The 18,455-nt window shown below is 72.9% G+C and carries 11 protein-coding genes; 4 read left to right on the forward strand and 7 right to left on the reverse strand.

Annotation, left to right across the window (positions count from 1 at the left end; genetic code table 11):
- Positions 1-4,398, reverse strand: a 4,398-nt coding sequence (locus ACZ4O3_RS37210) for a WXG100 family type VII secretion target (RefSeq protein ID WP_467726593.1), incomplete at its 3' end; no start/stop codon positions are given.
- A 171-nt stretch (positions 4,399-4,569) separates the two neighbouring features.
- On the opposite strand from ACZ4O3_RS37210, the gene ACZ4O3_RS37215 reads away from it, so the two are divergent.
- Together ACZ4O3_RS37215 and ACZ4O3_RS37220 are read left to right on the forward strand one after the other, a co-directional pair.
- Entirely contained in the window at positions 4,570-5,457 is an 888-nt protein-coding gene (locus ACZ4O3_RS37215; protein ID WP_362720557.1) for a hypothetical protein, read from the forward strand.
- A gap of 50 nt (positions 5,458-5,507) precedes the next feature.
- The gene (locus tag ACZ4O3_RS37220) at positions 5,508-5,819 is read left to right on the forward strand and encodes a hypothetical protein (protein ID WP_046730425.1); all 312 of its coding nucleotides are present in this window, start codon (positions 5,508-5,510) and stop codon (positions 5,817-5,819) included.
- 77 nt (positions 5,820-5,896) lie between these two features.
- Here the strand turns inward: ACZ4O3_RS37220 and ACZ4O3_RS37225 are convergent, their stop codons facing one another.
- Genes ACZ4O3_RS37225 through ACZ4O3_RS37235 form a run of 3 tightly spaced genes read right to left on the reverse strand, consistent with a single transcriptional unit; the run spans position 5,897 to position 12,231 of the window.
- Positions 5,897-10,438, reverse strand: a complete 4,542-nt coding sequence (locus ACZ4O3_RS37225; RefSeq protein ID WP_467726594.1) for an FtsK/SpoIIIE domain-containing protein — start codon at positions 10,436-10,438, stop codon at positions 5,897-5,899.
- A 51-nt stretch (positions 10,439-10,489) separates the two neighbouring features.
- On the reverse strand, positions 10,490-11,662 hold the full coding sequence (locus tag ACZ4O3_RS37230) for a hypothetical protein (RefSeq protein WP_467726595.1): 1,173 nt from the start codon (positions 11,660-11,662) through the stop codon (positions 10,490-10,492).
- Positions 11,659-12,231 carry a sigma-70 family RNA polymerase sigma factor gene (locus ACZ4O3_RS37235; protein WP_467726596.1) on the reverse strand — a complete coding sequence of 191 codons (573 nt, stop codon included), beginning with the start codon at positions 12,229-12,231 and terminating at the stop codon, positions 11,659-11,661. The genes ACZ4O3_RS37230 and ACZ4O3_RS37235 overlap by 4 nt, the downstream gene beginning before the upstream one ends.
- Before the next feature lie 387 nt (positions 12,232-12,618).
- Between ACZ4O3_RS37235 and ACZ4O3_RS37240 the strand changes: the two genes are divergently transcribed.
- Positions 12,619-13,482 (forward strand): RICIN domain-containing protein, encoded by an 864-nt coding sequence (locus tag ACZ4O3_RS37240; protein WP_362726112.1) that lies wholly within the window; start codon positions 12,619-12,621, stop codon positions 13,480-13,482.
- Between the two features lie 116 nt (positions 13,483-13,598).
- Here the strand turns inward: ACZ4O3_RS37240 and ACZ4O3_RS37245 are convergent, their stop codons facing one another.
- The 3 genes from ACZ4O3_RS37245 to ACZ4O3_RS37255 all read right to left on the reverse strand — a co-directional run bounded on the left by ACZ4O3_RS37245 (position 13,599) and on the right by ACZ4O3_RS37255 (position 17,240).
- Positions 13,599-14,513 (reverse strand): phytoene/squalene synthase family protein, encoded by a 915-nt coding sequence (locus ACZ4O3_RS37245; protein ID WP_467726598.1) that lies wholly within the window; start codon positions 14,511-14,513, stop codon positions 13,599-13,601.
- Positions 14,514-14,566: 53 nt separating this feature from the next.
- A complete protein-coding gene (locus tag ACZ4O3_RS37250) occupies positions 14,567-15,520 on the reverse strand; it encodes an alpha/beta fold hydrolase (protein ID WP_467726600.1) in 954 nt (317 codons plus the stop codon).
- A gap of 79 nt (positions 15,521-15,599) precedes the next feature.
- Positions 15,600-17,240, reverse strand: a complete 1,641-nt coding sequence (locus ACZ4O3_RS37255; protein ID WP_467726602.1) for an MFS transporter — start codon at positions 17,238-17,240, stop codon at positions 15,600-15,602.
- A 192-nt stretch (positions 17,241-17,432) separates the two neighbouring features.
- Between ACZ4O3_RS37255 and ACZ4O3_RS37260 the strand changes: the two genes are divergently transcribed.
- Positions 17,433-18,368, forward strand: coding sequence for a LysR family transcriptional regulator (locus ACZ4O3_RS37260; protein WP_467726604.1), 936 nt, complete (start codon positions 17,433-17,435; stop codon positions 18,366-18,368).
- Positions 18,369-18,455 lie beyond the last annotated feature (87 nt).

Below are 18,455 nucleotides of genomic sequence, written 5' to 3' on the forward strand. Positions count from 1 at the left end.
CAGGGGGTCGTCGAGGTCGCCGAAGAGCGCGTCGACGCGCTGGCCGTCCCGGAACCAGGCCTCTTGGATCTGGGCGGGGGTGAGCCGGGAACCGTGCCCGGGCAGTTCCTGGCCACCGGAGTGCGCGGTGTCCTGGTGCGGCGCCGGCGTGGTCTCCGCAGTGCCGCGGACCGGGCTCGGGACCGGGGTGTCCGGAGGGGAGCCGGGGTGGACCGGGCTCGGCAGCTCCTTGCCCCAGGACGTCGGTGTGGGGAGGGAGCTGAGCAGTTCGTTGTTGTGCAGGACGTGGCCGCGCAGGTCGGCGGCGAGGTCGTTGAACCCGGTGCCGCTCCACTCTCTGGTGAAGGTGCGCTCGCCGCCGGTGATGGTGACGGAGACGGCGTTGTCGTCCACCTTGTGGGTGACGGTGACGGTCATCTCGTCCGCGTAGCCGGGCCGGCCCACGGTGAACGTCTTCACGTTCGGGCCGTCATCGCCCTCCCGTACGATCGCGTCGCCGATGCCCTCCCAGCGGCGCATCGCGTCCTGCCCGAAGGCGCGGCCGAAGTCCTCGAACGCCTCGCCCGAGGGCAGCCCGGACCACTTCTCGTTGATCAGGTTGTCGAGCTGGCCCTCCGGGATCTGCTCGGCACGCACCGGCACGATCGTGATGCCGTCCTCGACCCGGGCGGGGCCGGTCCGCACCAGCCGGGTCGGCGAGAGGGTGACCTCGCGCTGATCCTGGTTGAGGGCGATGGCGTCGTCGGCGGACTTCTCGTACCCCGGCGGATAGGCCATGGAGAACTTGCCGTGGTCGGCCGGAACATCGATCTCGAAGACGACCCGGTTGCTGTTGACGCCGTTCTTCGCCCATTCCGCCTGGAAGGTGAAGTCGTTGGAGGTCGAGGCGGGCAGCCGCTCCACGAACACGTCGGCCTGGGCGGCCCGCGGGTCCATGGACACGCCCCGCCACACCGTCATGCGCTGGTTGGGACCCTCGAACATCAGCTCGCCGGCGACCTTGTTGAACTGCTTGACCTTGCCGGCCAGGCCGCCTTCCAGGGCGCTCGGGTTGACGAAGCCGCCGTAGCCCTTCTTCGAGGTGAAGGCGCCGCCGATGACGCCCTGCATGAACAGCTTGACGTCGTTGTCGGCAGCGGCCCTGGCCATGTGGCCGCGGGTCGCACGGGCGGCGGAGTCCCAGCTGTCCGCGGCCGGCCCGGTGAGGCCTTCGGGGCGCGGGGGCAGCGGGACGTCCGGGGCGGAGTGCAGCAGTTCGCCGGTGGACCGGCTGTACACGTGGCTGCCGGAGGCGGAGGCGACGACGATCTCGTCCTCACCGCCCAGTTTCGCCGGCCAGGTTCCGGCGCCGTCGGACACGGAGTCCACGGACTTGCCCGCGACCTTGACGCTCACCCCGCCGAACGGGCCGTCGCCGAACCGCACGGTCTCCTCGGCGAGGCGAAGGCCGCCGAGCCGCTTGAAGGTCCAGCTGTGCACCACGGCCCCGCCGGCGACGTCCAGCTGCCGTACGACGAAGCCCGTGCCCAGCTTCTCCACGGTGAACAGGCCCGACTCTACGGCGCCGCCGTGGAGTTCGGGGGTCCCACCGCGCGGCGCCTTGACCGCGAGCTCGTGGTTGCCCGGGACCTTGACGACGTTCGGCTCCTTGAGCAGGTCGTCGAAGGCGGCGGTGGTGTCGGCGGTGTGCGCGCCCGGTGCGGGAGAGGAGTGACCCGGCAGCGGGGTGTGGGTCCCGGGCGGGGTGGGCGCGATGTGGGCCGGCAGGGTCTCGGGGACGTGTGCCGAGGTGCCGTTCGCCGATCCGGCCAGGCCCTTGTCGGTGTCCGTGTGGGCGGGCGTGCCGGCGAAGGCGGGGCTGTCGGTGGGCCGGGCGCTGCGGCCGGTGTCGACGAGGTCGAGGGCGGCGCTGTTGCCGTGCCCGTCCGGGTGTCCGGAACCGCCGGGGGAGAGGGGCGCCGGGTCGTGCGGGGCACCGTTGCCGGTGAACCGGTCGGGGGTGCCCGCGTTCCCGGGGCCGGTCGTGAGCCGGTCCGGAGTCGTGACGGTCGCCGGGTTCGCGGTGAGCCGCTCCGGGCCGGCCGGGGGCGTGGTCGGCGAGTTGGGCAGCAGCTGCTGCGGGCTGCCGGGGTGCGGGGAACGGGGGCTCTGGACCAGTTCGTCCAGGTGCAGTCGGGTCTGGTTGGCGGACAGGGCGCTGGTGGTGCGGTCCGCCAGCGCGTTGCCGGTACCGGGGGCCACCGCGGTGTTCGGCGTGCCGTGGCGGCTGCCCGCGAGGAGGTCGAAGGCCGAGATCCCGGTGTCGAGACTGCCGGGTCCGCCGTGCCCGAGCCCGGCCGGGGACGGGTGGGTCACGGTGGCGGGGCCGGTGAGCAGGCTGTTGGGGGCGGTCACGTCGTGCGGGGCGCCGGGCGTCGGGGCCGAGTTCGAGGCGGTGTGCGACACGCTGGTACCGGGGGTGCCGGTCAGGGTCGTGTGGGCGGTGCCGATGCCGGGTGTGCCGGGCGCGTGGACGGTACCGACGCCGGGGTTGCCGGTGAGCGCGGAGTGCAGGGTGCCCGCGGACGGGTTCGCGGTGGACAGATCGCCGAGGGTGGCGGTGACCGGCGGCGGGGTGGCGTGGGTGCCGGTGAGGACGGTCGTACCCGGCGCGTGGGTGGCGTTGTGCGCGCCGCCCGGCAGCAGTACGTCGGCGCTGGACGTCAGGTTCGCCGGCGTCGCGTGCAGCCCGGTGAGCGTGGTGTGGGCACCGCCGGTGACGCCTGTGACCGGGGTGTTGGTGAGTCCCTGCGTGGCGCCGGGGACACCGGCCGACGCGGGCACGTGCAGGCCGGAGGCGGTGGTGACGGTCGGTGTGACGGCGCTCACTCCGATCTCCGAACGGCCGCCCAGCGCACCGAAGTTCTCCACGTGGACGTTGCCGAGCTGCACATGGGGCATGTCGACCAGGGCGTCCACCGTACGTGCCGCGTGCACACCGAAGTTGCCGCGGTGGGCGATGGCCCCCACGTCCCCCAGGTTCAGGGACGGCGGCCGCAGGGTGGAGGTGAGGTCCAGATGGGTGCTGGGCAGGTTGAGGTCGAGGTTGCGGATGCTGCTCTGACCCGAACCCGCCCCGAAACGTACTTCGTTCAGCTGGATGCGCGGCATGTCGACCAGGGCGTCGACGGTACGGGGGTCGACCGGGACCGAGCTGATCGTGCGGCCGATGCTGCTGGTGATCGGGGCGCCGAAGACGTGCTGGCCGAGCACGCCGCGGTCGAAGAGGCTGATCCGCAGGGCGCGCGCGAAGCCGTACTCGCCGATCTCGGCCGCGTCCACCGGCAGGAAGATCCGCAGCCACTTGGTGCCGCCGAACTCCTGACCCACCCAGGTCTTGGTGGCCTGCCAGCCCTTGGAGAAGGTCGCGGGCAGCCCGCGTACGAACCCGGGGATCCCCTTGATGCCCTGCACGATCGTCAGGCCGGCCGAGTTGACCCCACGGCCGATGACACCGGGCAGGTTGTGGATGCCGTCCAGCACCCACAGGCCGCCCTTGTAGACCCAGGTGCTGCCCAGCTTGACCAGGTCCCTGAGGCCGAGCAGCAGGGTGGTGGGACGGAAGCCGTTGGTGAACAGGTTCCGCAGGGCCTGGAACGTGCCGCGGGCGATGTTGGCGAAGCCCTTGGCGAAGGCGGTCGTACCGACGCCCTTGATGATCTGGAAGATCGGCAGCGCCTTGGTGGTGGGCGCCAGGATGCCGAGCCCGGCGAGGAAGAGGTCCAGGAAGCTGGCGTCACCGTTGGCGAAGTCGACGATCGTCTTGATGAAGAGCGTCAGGTTCACGCCGAGGGCGAGCAGCGCGATCGGGCCGCCGAAGATCAGCGCGGGCACGATCAGGATGATCGCCAGCCACTGGAACGCTTCCCAGAACAGCTGGCACTTGGAGATCGGCAGCTGGATGTTGGAGACGCCGGAGATGCTGCCTGCCGCCGCCGAGGCGCCCTCGCCGTGCTCGGTGCCGGCCTGCCGGGCCGTGGAGGCGTAGGTCTCGCGGTCCGGGTCGTCCTCGGACAGGCCACGGCCCGAGTTGAGGGCGCCGTCCGCGCGTGACTGGAGGTCGACGAGCTTGTCCGCCCAGGTGGTGAGTGCCGTCGCCGCGCTCTCGAAGGACTGCGCCACGTCCTCGATGTGCCCGCGCAGCCGGTCGTTGACCTTGGCGCGCAGGGCGTTGGCGGCCTCACCGACGAAGACGCTGTCCCCGGCGGTGTTCATGACCGCGTCGATGGCCGTGCTGATGCGGCGGGCCTCCGAGCCCAGGTTGTTCAGCTCGGTGGACAGCGTCCGGATCTGGTCGGGGTCACCGGGTGTGGGGTCGCTGTCGAGCCCGATCGCGTTCCAGTCGGTCGGGCGTGGCATACGGGTTCCTCCCGGAAGCTGCGGGGCTCGGGGCGGTCACTCCCCAACTGACCACGCCACAGCACCCGCCGTGGTTCACGTGATCTGGGTTACACCCGCCGTCGGCGGTGAACCGGCGGGCCGCGTGCGGCGTGGTCCAACTGACCGGAGTCTCGACTGGGAGGCCCTCGCATGGCCGATAGCCTGAAAATCGAATACAACGTCCTCAACGACGCCAAACGGGACCTGGAGAGCCTGGCCGGAGACATCGGCCCGCTGCTCGACAACAGTCTCTTCTCCCAGGTGGGGCAGCGGGACTACGACGGGTACACCTCCAGCGACGCCTTCACCATCCTCGGGGACCAGACCCTCGCCGACGCCGTCGCGGGCTTCTACGACAACGCCAGCAGCACCATGAGCCACGCGGACAAGGGCCTCAAGGAGCTGGCCGGCGCCTTCGGGTCGGTGGGCGAGGCGTTCCTGTCCTTCGACTCGGAACTGGCCCAGGGCATGGGCATCACCGGCAGCAACCTGGGTCTGCAGAACTACTTCCGGGACAAGGACCTGTGGGACTACAAGCAGTCCCACCTCGACCAGTGCGTGCCCGGCCCGGACGGCACGATGCCGGACTTCTGCTCCGCCACCGACCCGGGCGACCCGCCGCTGGACCAGACGATCAACACCGAGCGGGGCAGCGTCCACACGCACCTCACGCTCGACGACCAGCATCATGTGATCAAGGAGGAGTCCACCGTCACCTACGACGGCAAGACGTACACCTCGGTCACCAACTACTCGAGCGACGGCAACCACTACACCACGGACACCTCCTACCCGGACGGCTCCACCGTCCACTCGGAGACCAACCTCAACTCCGACGGCAGCGGCACGATGGTCACCACCGGCAGTGACGGCGACCGCACGGAGTACACCCGTGGGCCCAAGGACGCCAACGGCAACCAGCCGGACTGGCAGCAGGTCGGCGGCAACACGGACGACGACGGCGGTTCGGGCGGCGGCGGTTCCGGCGGTGGCGGCTCGGGCCACGGCTCGGGCGGCGGCACCCGGCCCGTCATGTAGCCCGACCACCCCCCTCAGAGAACGACCCCTTCGAGAGCGACAGGAACGAAATGGCCAGCTACAACGGCATCAACCTCGACTACCACAAGATCGAGGAGGTCGTGAGCCTGCTGCACGACGCCCACGAGAACCTCCTGCCGGTCCTCAGCAACCTGCGCAACCGGGTCAACACCCTGGTCGACGACGGCATGGTGTTCCAGCAGTCCAGCGAGGTCATCCGGACGACCTACAACAACTTCGACACCAGCCTGCTGGCCGCCGTGAAGGGCATCAACGACTTCTCGGAGATGTTCAACGGCATCAAGGAGAACGCGATCCAGTTCGACCAGGGCATCAGCAGCAGCCTGCAGAACAACTCGTAGCTCCCGCACGGAGACGTACGCAGAGGGCCTCCCCGGAATCTCCGGGGAGGCCCTCTGCCTGTGCTCGCCGGTGCCGGTCAGGTGCGCAGCGGCGTCAGCGGCACCTGGACGGCCAGCAGGGTGCCGCCGGGGCCGGCCGTCCAGGCCCGTCCCGGATGCGTGGCCGCCCGCACCACGCTGGGCAGCAGGCGCAGCCCGACCAGGTCACCCTCGGACAGGTTCTTCGGCGCGAGCAGCAGACCGCTCCGGGCCCGCCGGGCGGCCAGCGTCCAGCCGCTCATGCCGCTCTGGAAGCCCTCCGCCGAGGCCGCGTAGACCAGGCCGAGACCCTGGTCGCGACCGGAGACGGCGAGGTCCTTGAGGAGCTTGTCGGCCGCCGAGTTGGTGAGCAGGTCGGCGTCGTCGATCATCACCACCTTCGGTCCGGGCAGCGCGTCCAGCGCCGCCCGCACGGTGTCGGCCGAGGGGTCGCTCTCGGTGAGCACCGTGGCGGTGGCATGCCTGTCCAGGGCGCGCAGCGGCGACTCACGCGGGGTGAGCACCACCAGCGAGGTGCCGCCGGCCAGCAGCGACACGGCGATCGACGCGAGGGTGTTGCTGCGCCCGGACCCGGCCGGGCCGAACACCCCGAACGCCGAGGCGGTGCCGGCCAGGTCCGTGCCGACCGCGCCGCCGTCGTCGCCGCCGACGCCGAGCAGACCCCACAGCGGCCGCCGCCGGTCCGCCTGCACCTTCTTGTAGGCCTCGGCGAACTCCACCGAGCGCGGCAGCACGGCCACCTGGAACGGCCGCCGCGCCTCGGGCACCTGGGCGTCCCGCTTGCGGGCGTTCTCGCCGATCGAGCGCAGCGCCTCCGCCTGCTCGGTGCCGCCGCCGGTGGCCAGCAGCGCCACCTGGGTCTCGGTGCCGCTGAGGACGTGCCAGCCACGGCCGGGCGGGATGTCGGCCGGGATCTTGTTCGGCATCATGCCGACGGCCTGGTAGTCGCTGCGGTCGCCCTGGCGGAGCAGCAGCTTGTGGTCGTTGTGCGCGGCCATCCGCCCGCCCAGCAGTGAACGTTCCGAGGTGGCGACGACATGGATGCCGGCGGCGGCACCCTCGCGCATCAGCCGGACCACCTCCTGGAGCAGCTGGCCGTGGTCGTGCTCGTCGAGGAGGATCTGCAGGGAGTCCCAGCCGTCGATCAACAGCATGATGTGGGCCGGCCGTTCGGCCTTCGGCAGCAGCCGGCGCAGCTCCGCGATACCGGTCGCGCTGTGCGTCTGGGCCAGGTCCTGCCGTTCGGTCAGTTCCCGGTTCAGCCGGCGCAGCATCCGGCCGAGGCGCTCCAGGTCGTGCCGGGAGACCACCCCGCCGCAGTGCGGGAGCGCGCCGACCGCGGTGAGGCCGCCGCCGCCCGCGTCGATGCCGTACAGGTGCACGTCGGCGCTGCTCGCCACCCGGGCCGCCGAACCGGCGATGGTGCGCAGCACCTGGGTACGTCCGGAGCGCGGCGCGCCGATGATGTACAGGTGCCCGAAGGTGGTGAGGTCGGCGACGGCGACCCGGCGCTGCTGGAGCTGCGGGACGTCCTCCAGGGCGTAGGGGACGACCAGGCGGCCGTCGCGGGTGGCGCCGAGCTCGTCCAGGTCGTCCAGGACCAGCTGGCGCTGGAGCGGCGGGAGCCAGGGGCTGGGCTGCTGGGTGAAGTCGTCGAGCAGGTCGGCCGCGGAGCGGACCTCCTCGACGAGGACCTGGAGGTCGGTCGGCGCCGGGCCCTGCGGGGCCGGGGCCGACACCGTCCGGGTCTCCGCGGGGAGTCCGGCGGGCCGGCCGAGGGCGTCCCAGCCGATGTCCAGCGACCGCACGGGCTTGCGCGGACCGGCCTCCGCCTCGGTGGCCGCCGCGGCCGGGTTCTCCCGGGGGCGTTCGGCACCCACCCAGGCGGTCTGGAACGGATCCGCCTGCCGCGGTCCGCGCCGCACCAGGGCCCGGCCGGGCGTCGCCGAGGAGATGTCGACGGCGTCCTTGACGTCGATGATGTCCTGGCTCTCGGTCTGGTCGGTGACCCGCAGCGCGATCCGCAGGTTGGTGTTGGCGCGGATGTCACCGGTGACCACACCGGCCGGACGCTGCGTGGCCAGGATCAGGTGGATGCCGAGCGAGCGGCCCCGCTGGGCGATGCTGATCAGGCCGGGGACGAAGTCGGGGACCTCGCGGACCAGGGTGGCGAACTCGTCGATGACCAGCAACAGCCGGGGCAGCGGCGCCAGCGAGGGATCGGCGGCCCGCTTGGCCCGGTACTCCGGGTGGTCCTTGGCGTCGGCCGCGGCCAGCACCTGCTCCCGGCGCCGGAGTTCGGCGGCCAGCGACTCCAGGGCACGCTCCACGAGGTGCGCGTCGAGGTCGGTGACCATGCCGAGGGTGTGCGGCAGGTTGGCGCACTCCTTGAAGGCGCTGCCGCCCTTGTAGTCGACCAGCACGAAGGTGAGTTCGTCGGGCCGGTTGGCGGCGGCCAGCGAGGCCACGAACGTCTGCAGCAGCTCCGACTTGCCGGAACCGGTCGTACCGGCGACCAGGCCGTGCGGACCGTCCTGCACGAGGTCCAGGGAGAGCGGCCCGTCGAAGCCGGTGCCGATGAGGAACGAGGTGCTCGCGGGCTGGCGCTGCCAGCGCTCCAGCAGGCCCTCGGCGTTGGGCGGTTCCTGGTCCAGCAGATCCAGGAGGCGGACCCGCTGGGGGAGTCCGGCGTCGTGCTCGGGGCTGACGTCCCGGATCGGGGCCAGCGACCGGGCCAGCTGCTCGCACCACTCGGGGGAGACCCGGTCGGCACGGACGGCGGGCAGGTCGGGCGCGCCGGGACGCTTCACGGTCAGCCGGCCGTCGGCGGCGAGGACCACACCGGTGCTCTCCTCGGGCAGCAGCCGCTCCTGCTCGTCCAGGCAGACGCTGAAGATCCGCACCCGCGGGCCCTCGGTGAGCACCTGGACCATGCCGGGCACGTCCCGCAGCCGCCGGGCGCCGTCCGCGATCACCAGCACGTCGGGGTCGGTGAAGACCACGTCACGGTCGTTGCCGGCCTGCCGGCGGCGTGCCTGCACCTGTGAGACCAGCTCGCTCATCCGGGCCGCGGTGGACTCGGGGTCGTTGCCGATCAGTACCATCGGGCCGCCGGCCGTGCCGGGCTTGAGATGCGGCAGCCAGCGCGTCCACGCCCAGTCCGTCACCCGGTCCGGCTCGGTCAGGATGACGATCCTCAGGTCGCGCGGGCTGTGCAGCACACCCGCCTGCGCCACCAGCCAGCGGGCCAGCGGCTGCACCTCGGCCGCCGGACCGGCGACGCCGACCACACCGTGCGCGGTGATGTCCACGCCGATCGGGGTGTCGGGGATGTTCCAGCGGATCGAGCGGTGGTTCTCGTCCCGTGCCGGGTCCTCCAGCTCCCGTACCGACGGCTGGTCGACCGTGCCCAGGCGCAGCACCAGGTGGTCGGGGTCGCGGCGGCGCCGCTCCCACAGCCGGCCGCCCGGGCCGGTCGCGATGAGGGCGACGGCCGCCGGGTCCGGACCGGTCTTGTCGCGGACCCGCCGCTCGCCGACGACCGCGTCCCGGACCTGCCTCTCCATGACGTCACGGCGCTGTTCGTAGGCCCGCTCGGACTCCAGGAACTGCTTGCGGGCCGCACGCCGGCCGGTCGCCCAGTTCGACAGCATCATCATCGGGCTGAGGAACAGGAACACCAGGAAGTAGTACGACTTGAAGATGCTGACCATGAACAGGCCGAGGACGATCGGGGAGATCATCATCACGGTCGGGAACGGCCGTTTCTGCGGCGGTGACGGCGGCTGCGGCAGCCGGACCCGCTCGGCGTCCAGGTGCGGGGCGATCCGGGGTGGCCGGTTGTAGTCCACGCCGTACCCATCGGCGGACGGGGTCACGGCCGCGTCCGCCTCGACAGGCGCGCTCATCCGCAGCAGCACCGGACCGACCGTCAGATCCTCACCGGCCGGCCAGGGCACCGGGCCCGGCCCCGCCGGGCGCTCCCGCGGCGGCTGGGGGCGCGGCCTGCGCAGCTGGGTGATGGCGTCGTCGGGCGGCGGCGAGGCGAGCCGGGCCCGGACGGTCGCCTCGGGCTCGTCGTCGATGCGGAGCCAGGCGGCCGAGCCGTCCGCGCCGACCGTCACCCACAGGCCGCGCTCGGGCACCCCGGTGCCGGCGTCGAGGCGCAGGGCGCACAGCGGGTCGGTGCCGATCTCGTGGCTGCCGGCCCCGAGCCGCCAGGTGCGCCCCGCGCCCGGCCCGGAGACGATGTGCACCTCGGCGAGGACACCGTCCTGTTCGCCGTCGTCGTGCACCCGGACCAGGTCGGCCGGGCGGGCCGGGCCGCCGAGCCCGAGCAGCCCGCCGTCGCGGATGCCGCTGCCGGAGACCCGGGCGGCGGGGTCGAGCCGGTGGCCGTCGGCGTAGAGGTTGCGGGCCTGCGGGGCGCCGGCCGTGGCCCAGTCGGCGCCGCCGGCGGCGGCCTCGTCCTGGGTCAGGGCGGCGGCGAGATCGCCGACGGTCGCGTTCGAGGGCAGCCGGACCTGGTGGTCGCGGCGCTGTCCGTCCGTGGCGTCCACGGTGGTGATGGTGAGGTTCACGGCTCCCAGCCGGGCGGTCGTTCGTGCGGAATCAGGGGACGGGTACGGCGGTTACGGCGCCGGTGGCGAGCTCGCGGAGACACCGGCCGCACCGGAGGTGCTCGGTTCCGCGAAGTCGTCGTCGCTCTCGGCCGCCGGGGCCGGAACGGGCACCGGCGCGGGCTCGGGTCCGGCGACCGGCCGGGTGGCCGAGACGCCGGTGGGCTCGGCCACCGGCAGCGCGCCGGCGTCGAGGCCGGGCTCGTCCGGCAGCAGGTCGGGGTCGGGGTCGGAGGAGGCGTCGTGCGGCCGCACGACCTCGTCGCCCGGGCGGTCGGGGCACGGCGGCAGCGCGGTCAGGGTCCGGGCCACCGCCCGAGACAGCGGCAGTACGTCGACCCGGGCGGCGGCGGGCGCACCGTGCACCGTGAGGGTCGAGTCGGGCGCGATCTCCAGCAGCCGGGTCCGGCCCCGGGCCACCCCGAGGCTCAGCAGCCGCACACCGGAGGGCAGCGGCCGCTCCAGCGGGTCGGCGCACACCGCCACCTCGATGCCGGGCTGTCCGACGGTCGCGGTGGCCGTCGCCCCCGGATGCCGGGGATGCACCCCGCCGGCGATGGCGACCCGGCCGTCGGGCAGCCGGGCGTCCACCTGGGCGGCGAGCGCCTGGAGCACGGCGCGTGCGGTACGGGCGGCGCGCGGCGGCCCGTACACGGACAGCGCGGGCGGCCCGGAGCGCACGTCGAGGAGCACCGCGTGCCCCATGTCGTGCCCCACGCACACCAGCAGCGGTGCGGCCGGGGCGTCGGCGTCGTCCGTCAGATCGCTGCGGTCGATCCACCACAGCCGCGGGTCGGTCTCGTCGGCCGCCCACGGCTCCGGCGGCTCGCGCAGCGCGTCGCCGTCGGCCGCGACCAGCACGGCCATCCACTCGGGCCCGGCCAGCACGCCGTAGGGACGGACCCCGGGGCGGACGCCCGCGGCCATGGCCGCGGCCCGCTCGGCGTCGGCCCACACGGCCGGCTCGCGCAGCAGCCGGACCAGCAGCCGCAGCCCGCGCCGGTAGCGCAGTTCGGTGCGGACCGGACCGGTGAACGCCCGCACGGTGAGGGTGGTCTCCCGCCGGAGGCGGCGCCACAGGGCCTTCCAGCCGCCGCCGCGCCGCACCAGCCAGCTGGTGACGGCGAGGACGAGGACCAGCAGGCCGACCAGGCCGAGCAGGGTGGTGATGGTGTCGGAGGTCATCGCGTCTCTCCCCGGAGTTTCTCTGCTCCGGCCGGGTGGCAGCCGTGGGATTCGAGGGTGGTGCGCAGGGCGCGGACGCCGTGGTGGGTACGGGATTTGACCGTGCCCGGCGGCAGCCCGAGCTGGCGGGCCACGTCGTCGCCTGCCTGGCCCAGCAGATGGACCCGGGCGACGGCTTCGCGGTGGGCGGGGTTGAGGGTGCGCAGCGCGGAGACCAGCATCCGGCGGTCACCGACCTGTTCGGCGTGGTCCGGCACGTGCGCGGGTACGGCGCTGCCGAAGTCCGTCGCGAAGACCCCCACCGGCACGGTCCGGTCCCGGCGCCGGGCGTCGACCACGAGATTGCGGGCGACCCGGAACAGCCACATGCGGATGGGCCGGTCGCGCCAGTCCAGCCGGCCGGCCGACTGCCAGGCCCGCAACAGGGTTTCCTGGACGACGTCCTCCACGCCGTGGGGGTCGCGCCCCATCATGCCGGTCACGAAGCGGCGCAGGCTGTCGCGCTCCGCGAGCAGGAGGCCGAGCGTCCGGTCCGCGCCGTCGGCGCGGTTATGGTCGATGAGGCTCAATGCCTCCGCCTTCCGGTGTCGGGTGTTGCTGTTGTGCTGTCGTGCGGTGTTGCTCTGTGTCACTGTGAAACGCCTCAGGCACGAACGCTAGCGCGAAAAACTGAACTTCCCGAAGCCACCATTGCTGCGAACTTCAACAACTTGGTCACAGGCAATCGGGTATAGGTGGACGGAAGGTGTCGTTCGGCAGGATCTTCGTGGGCGGGCGTCCGGAGCTGGGCCCCGCCTTGGTTACTGTTCCGGTGTCCCGCTCGTTCCGGGCGTTCCGAGAACTTCACGAGACCTTCAGGAGACGACGTGCCGCCCCTTCGCAAACCCCGGCCCTCGGCGGAACGGCCCGGCAGTCCGGCGGGACGTTTCAGTGACACCTTCGCCCATCGCCCCGCCATGCCCCGCCGCGGGCTGGTGCCGGGGGTACGGGTGTGGGCCACCGTCGGCGCGGCGGCCGGACTGACCGTCGTCGCGGCCCTGGCCGTACCGCTGCTCAGCCGCGTCGACCTCTTCCCGGACCCGGACACCACACCGGCCGCGGCGGTGGCGCCGGGGGAGCCGACAACGCTGTCCAGCACGTCGCAGTCGCCGTCCCCGTCCTCGTCGTCGATGCCGTCCCTCAACCCCTCCCACAAACCCGCCAGGACGGATCCGGGCGGCGGCTCCGGGTCCGGCGGCGGCACGGGTGCCGGCACCGGCTCGACCGGGCAGCAGTCCGGCGGCGGATCCGTCGGCTCCGGCTCGGACCCGAACCCCGGCACGACCTCGGGGTCCACCTCGTCCGGTTCGAAGTCGGGCGGCACCAAGTCGTCGTCCTCGGGTGGGAAGACCTCCTCCGGCGGCTCCTCCTCCGGCGGGGGCACCAAGACGACCACCGTCCCCGGGGTGGCGCTGATCGGCAACGCGTCCGGCCGCTGTGTGGATGTCACCAACGCGGGCGGGGACGGCACCCGGCTGGAGATCCTGGACTGCTCGGGAGCGGCCAAGCAGAAGTGGGTCTTCCAGTCGGACGGCACCATCCGCTCGCTCAACCTGTGCATGGACCTGGCCTGGGGCAACACCTCGAACGGCACCGCCATCCAGGTCGCCAAGTGCAGCGGGAACCGCGCCCAGCTGTTCTACCTCAGCACGGCCGGGGACCTGGTCAGCTCCCTGGCCGACAAGTGCGTGGACGTCGTCGACAAGGGCACGGGCAACGGCACCAAGCTCCAGCTGTGGACCTGCGCCGGCACTTCCAACCAGAAGTGGCACAAGGGCTGAGCCGCCCGTCCCCTCATCCGTCGGCCGCGCCCGGTCACGCTCTGCGCCGGACTGGGCGGTGCCGTCTGAGTGCCGACGCCGTCGCCGACGGCGGCCTCGCCGGGCGGCACCAGCCGCTACCGCTGAGCACGCGCCGCTCCGCGGCGGGCACCCAGTACCAGTCCGAGGGTGCCCACCGTGGACGGTGACGCCGAGCCGCGCAGCACGTCCGTGCCGGGCGCGAGGACGGCGTCGGCGGTGAGCAGTTCGATCTCGATCAGCGTGCCGACGAGCGGGCGGTGGGCGGCCGGGATCAGTTCGAGCAGTTCCCGGGCCGACCGCAGGTCGGTCCGGGCGGTCTCGGCCTCGTGCGCCACGAGCGAGCGCAGACCGGGCGAGGCCTGGCCCGCCGCGAGGTCCTCGGCCGTGACGGAGAAACGCTTCAGGGTCTCCTCGGGGATGCCCGGTCGGCCCTCCCGCAGGTCCTCGGCGAGGTCGTTGACGAAGTCCAGCCGCTGGCTGCCGTCGATGAGCCTGCGGCAGCCGGCCAGGAACCGTCCGCCGGGATCGGTCTCGGGGCCCAGTAGCGCGCCTATCAGCAGGAAGGCCGGCATCGAGTAGGCGTCGAGATAGTCCTGGTAGTCGGCCTCGGTCGCGAAACCGGTGAACTCCAGCTCGGTGGCGACGGTGTCGAGATAGGCCGCCACGACCTGCCGGTGCCGGGGGCGGGCGGTGACCGTGTGCAGGAGGGCACGGACCAGGGGATCGTCACTGGTCCCCGTCTCCAGCCCCGCACGCACCCGCCGCTCCCAGTCGGCCCAGGCCCGCGCCCGGCCCGCCTCGGGACCGCTGTCCAGCAGGTCGTCCCCGTGGTGCATCACGGCCGTCGCGGCCACCACATGGGGCTGCACGGCGGGCGGAAGCAGCATCCTGCAGGCCAGATAGGCGCTCCGGCGGTACCGGCGGACCGTACGCCGTTGGGCGCTGTAGTCGCGCCGCAGCTCGGGATCCCGGATCCCGGCCGCGGTCAGGCTCTGATTCCACGCGCTCACGAGAAGATCGTAGAGGCAGCCGCGGAGAGCGGAGCCCGACCGTGCCTCGGCGCTCAGGAAAGGGACGTGAGGAAGTCGACGAGCGCCGCGTTCACCTCGTGGGGGCGCTCCTGCTGGGTCCAGTGGCCGCAGCCCGCCAGCTCGACGGGCTTACGCACCAGGTTGGGCATCAGGGCGGGGAGCCGCTCGATGAGTTCGGGCGTGCCGGGGAAGGCCGGGACCACGTCACGGTCGCCGTAGACGTACAGCGCGGGCGAGGTGACCCTGGCACCCTGCCAGGGCGCCGTCAGTTCCCAGTTGCGGTCGAGATTGCGGTACCAGTTGAGCGCCCCGGTGAACCCCTGGGAGAAGCTCTCGGTGAGGGCGTCCAGGTCCTGCTCGGTGAACCACTCGGGCAGCCGCTCGGGATCCGGCATGTCGGCGAGCCAGCCGCGCTCGGGGTCCACCAGGGGCTGCCCGGCCGAACCGCCCTCACCGGAGGCCGAGAAGAAGAACTTCCGCAGCGTGGTGCGCGTGTCGCGGGCGAACTCGGCGTCCGCGACACCCGGCCGGTTGAAGTAGTTCCAGTAGAAGCGGCCGCCGAACATCTCGTCCATGGCCCGCAGCGGCGGCCTGGTCCCCCGGAACGGCGGCGGCACGCTCAGCCCGGCCACCCCGCGCACCAGATCCGGGCGGAACAGCGCGGTGTGCCAGGCCACCGGCGCACCCCAGTCGTGCCCGACGACGAACGCCTGCCGCGCACCCAACTCCCCGATCAGCCCGACGACATCGCCGACCAGGTGGAAGATGCTGTACGCGTCGACGTCCTCGGGGTGGTCGCTGCTCCCGTACCCCCGCTGGTCCGGGGCGACCACGTGGAAGCCGGCCGCGGCCAGCGGGCCGAACTGGTGCTGCCAGGAGTGCCATGACTCGGGGAAGCCGTGCAGCAGCACGACCAGCGGGCCGGAACCCTCTTCGGCGATGTGCAGCCGGATTCCGTTCACGTCGATCATTCGATGCTGGACCATGCGCACGAGCGTACGCGCAGCGATCTTCGGCCACCGTGATCCGGTGAACCGGTTCGGTGATCCGGTGGCCGACGGGCGTTCAGGTCGCTCTGCCGGGGGCCATGCCGGTGGTGTCGAAGGCGTGTGTGATCTCCGGCTCGGTGCCGGGCAGCAGCAGGGACCGGGCCCTCGTCTCGAAACGGCGGTCGGTCTCGGTCAGCCGGGTGTGGTGCTGGGCGAGGTGCTCCGCCCAGGAGCCGATGAGGTAGTTCTCGATGAAGCGGCCGGCTGCGTTGCCGTCCTCGTAGAGGCCCCAGGTGAGTGCCCCGGTGCGGCGCCGGGAGCGGGCCACGTCCGCCATGGCCGCGGTGAAGGCGGCGCGGTCGGCGGGGGCGACGTGGTAGACGACGGAGACGAGGACCGGTCCGTCGGCCGGGCCGGGCTCGTAGACCAGGGGCGGGACGGGCCAGTGGTCGGACGGGGTCGGGTCGATGCGGGCGGCGTCGTACAGCGGCCACAGCCGGACGCTCGCCGCGGCGAGCAGCAGCAGCGCCGCCGCGATCAGCAGGGCGGTGGTCAGCCCGAGCCACTGGGCGAGCGCGCCCCACAGCGGTGCGGCCAGCGCCTGCCCGCCCTGGAAGACCAGGAGATAGACGGCCAGGCCCCGGGCCCGCACCCACCCGGGCAGCCGGGTCTGGGTGGCGGCGCTGAGGGTGGACAGGACCCCGATCCAGGCCAGCCCGGCGGGCAGCAGGGCGAGCGCCACGACCCAGCTGACGTGGACGGTGGCCAGGACGGCCAGCACCACCGCGAACGCGGCGGCTCCGGCGGCGAGCGTGCCGTTGGCACCGAGCAGCCTGCGCATCCGGGGCAGCAGGAAGGCCCCGCTGACCGCGCCCACGCCCACGGCGGCCAGGAGCAGGCCGTAACCGCCGGAACCCAGGCCGAGCGAGTCGCCGGCGACCAGTGGCAGCAGCGACCACACGGCGGCCGCGCCGGGGATGAACAGGGCGGTGCGCAGCAGGACACGACGGACGCCGGGAGCGTTCCACACGTAACGGCGGGCCGCGTACAGGGCGGTGAGGAACCGTTCGCGTTCGGCGGCCGGGACGGGCTTGGCCGGCGGCCGTTTCCACAGCAGCAGGACGATCACGATGCCGAGGAACGAGACCGCGTTGAAGGCGAATGTCCAGCCCGCGCCCGCCGCCGCGACCAGCACACCGCCGGCGGCCGGGCCGATGGCCCGGGCCAGGTTCATGTTGACCGCGCCCAGCGCGGACGCCTCCGCCAGCTGGCTGCGCGCGACCAGTTCCGGCTGGATCGCCTGCCAGGCCGGCCCCATCAGGGCGGTGCCACAGCCGAGCAGGAACGTCAGGGCGAGCAGCGGTCCGGGGGACAGCGTGCCGCCGAAGGCCAGCACGGCGAGGACGGTGGCCACCGCGCACATCGCCAGCTGGGCGACCACCAGCAGCCGGCGCCGGTCGAAGCGGTCGGCGAGCACCCCGGAGGGCAGCGCCAGCAGGACGACCGGCAGGCTGGAGGCGGTCTGGACGAGGGTGACCAGGGTGGCCCCGTGGCCGAGGAGCAGCCACTGGGCGCCCACGGTCTGCATCCAGGTGCCCACGTTCGACACGAACTGCGCGATCCACAGGGCCCGGAAGACCGGGAGGGCCAGGGGCGCCCAGGACGACTCCGACCCGGAGGAACCGCCGCCAGGGCCGGGTTTCGTGCTCACTGCCATGTCACCGTTCCGCGAGAGTTGGTCCCGGTCGCCCGGCCCACGCGCGCCGCCGGCGGACCGGAACGGCGTAAGCCTGTCAGAAGCCGCTCCGTAGATCATCCGTCCAATGACCGGGAACTCACCAGGCCGCCGCTCGGCATCGGCAAGACGCATGAATTGACCTCGACCGATCGTTGCGGAAGATTGACGTTCATGGAGCTGCGGCATCTGAGGTACTTCCTGGCGGTGGCCGAGACCCACAACTTCACCCAGGCCGCGGCGCGTTGTTACGTGGCGCAGTCGGCGCTGAGCCAGCAGGTCGCCCGGTTGGAGAAGGACGTCGGCGCCCCGCTGTTCAGCCGCACGAGCCGGTCGGTACGGCTGACCGCCGCCGGCGAACTGCTGGAGCCGCTGGCCCGGCGCATCCTCGCCGACGTCGACAACGCCCAGGCCGCCCTCGACGCGCTGGCGGGGCTGCGCCGGGGCCGGCTGCGGCTCGGCCTGGTGCAGACGATGGCCGTTCCCTTCGACATGGTGGAGGTGCTGGCCGACTACCGGGTCCGCCATCCGGGCGTGGACCTGCGTGTGTCCAACGCGCCCAGCTCCCGGATGGCCGACGCCGTCCTGGCCGGCACCCTCGACCTCGCGGTGGTCGGACTCGACGCGCGGCAGGCGCCGCAGGGGCTGGACCGCCGGACGCTGGGCAGCGCCCCGCTGGTCGTCGTCGTACCGCGCGAGCACGCACTCGCGGACCGGGACGCCGTCGATCTCGCCGAGCTGCCGGACAGCCACCCGCTGATCCAGTTCAGCCGGGGCAGCGGCCTGCGCCGCCAGGTCGAGGCGGCCTTCACGCGGGCGGGAGCCGAAGCGGGCCTGCACTTCGAGGTGGGCCAGATCCGCGACATGATCCGGCTGGCCGCGCGCGGGGTGGGCGTCACGGTCGTGCCCCGTTCCGCGGTCGTCGGTCCCGGTTCCGTGGTGGGCTTCGACACCGCCGACGACCTGCCCCACGGCGCGCGGATGCTCCGCCTGACGGATGCCGAGGCCGTGCACCACATCTGTGTCGTGTACGACGGCACGCGCCTGGCGCCGGCCGCCGAGGCGTTTCTCGACGTCCTCGACCGTCATGGCGGCGATCGATCGGCCTGAGCGATCGCTGCGCCCGGATCCATATGTTGGACAGGGGAGCCGGGGCGGCCGGAAGCTGGAATGGAGGCGGCGCACGAGGTGCGGTCT

The organism is Streptomyces sp. NPDC026515, from assembly GCF_055567595.1.

Bases quoted from the DNA above. Each gene is read 5' to 3' on its own strand.
- ACZ4O3_RS37240 (WP_362726112.1), top strand. From the start codon at position 12,619: ATGCCCCGCCGCGGGCTGGTGCCGGGGGTACGGGTGTGGGCCACCGTC.
- ACZ4O3_RS37215 (WP_362720557.1), top strand. From the start codon at position 4,570: ATGGCCGATAGCCTGAAAATCGAATACAACGTCCTCAACGACGCCAAA.
- ACZ4O3_RS37230 (WP_467726595.1), bottom strand. From the start codon at position 11,662: ATGACCTCCGACACCATCACCACCCTGCTCGGCCTGGTCGGCCTGCTG.
- ACZ4O3_RS37260 (WP_467726604.1), top strand. From the start codon at position 17,433: ATGGAGCTGCGGCATCTGAGGTACTTCCTGGCGGTGGCCGAGACCCAC.
- ACZ4O3_RS37220 (WP_046730425.1), top strand. From the start codon at position 5,508: ATGGCCAGCTACAACGGCATCAACCTCGACTACCACAAGATCGAGGAG.
- ACZ4O3_RS37250 (WP_467726600.1), bottom strand. From the start codon at position 15,520: ATGGTCCAGCATCGAATGATCGACGTGAACGGAATCCGGCTGCACATC.
- ACZ4O3_RS37255 (WP_467726602.1), bottom strand. From the start codon at position 17,240: ATGGCAGTGAGCACGAAACCCGGCCCTGGCGGCGGTTCCTCCGGGTCG.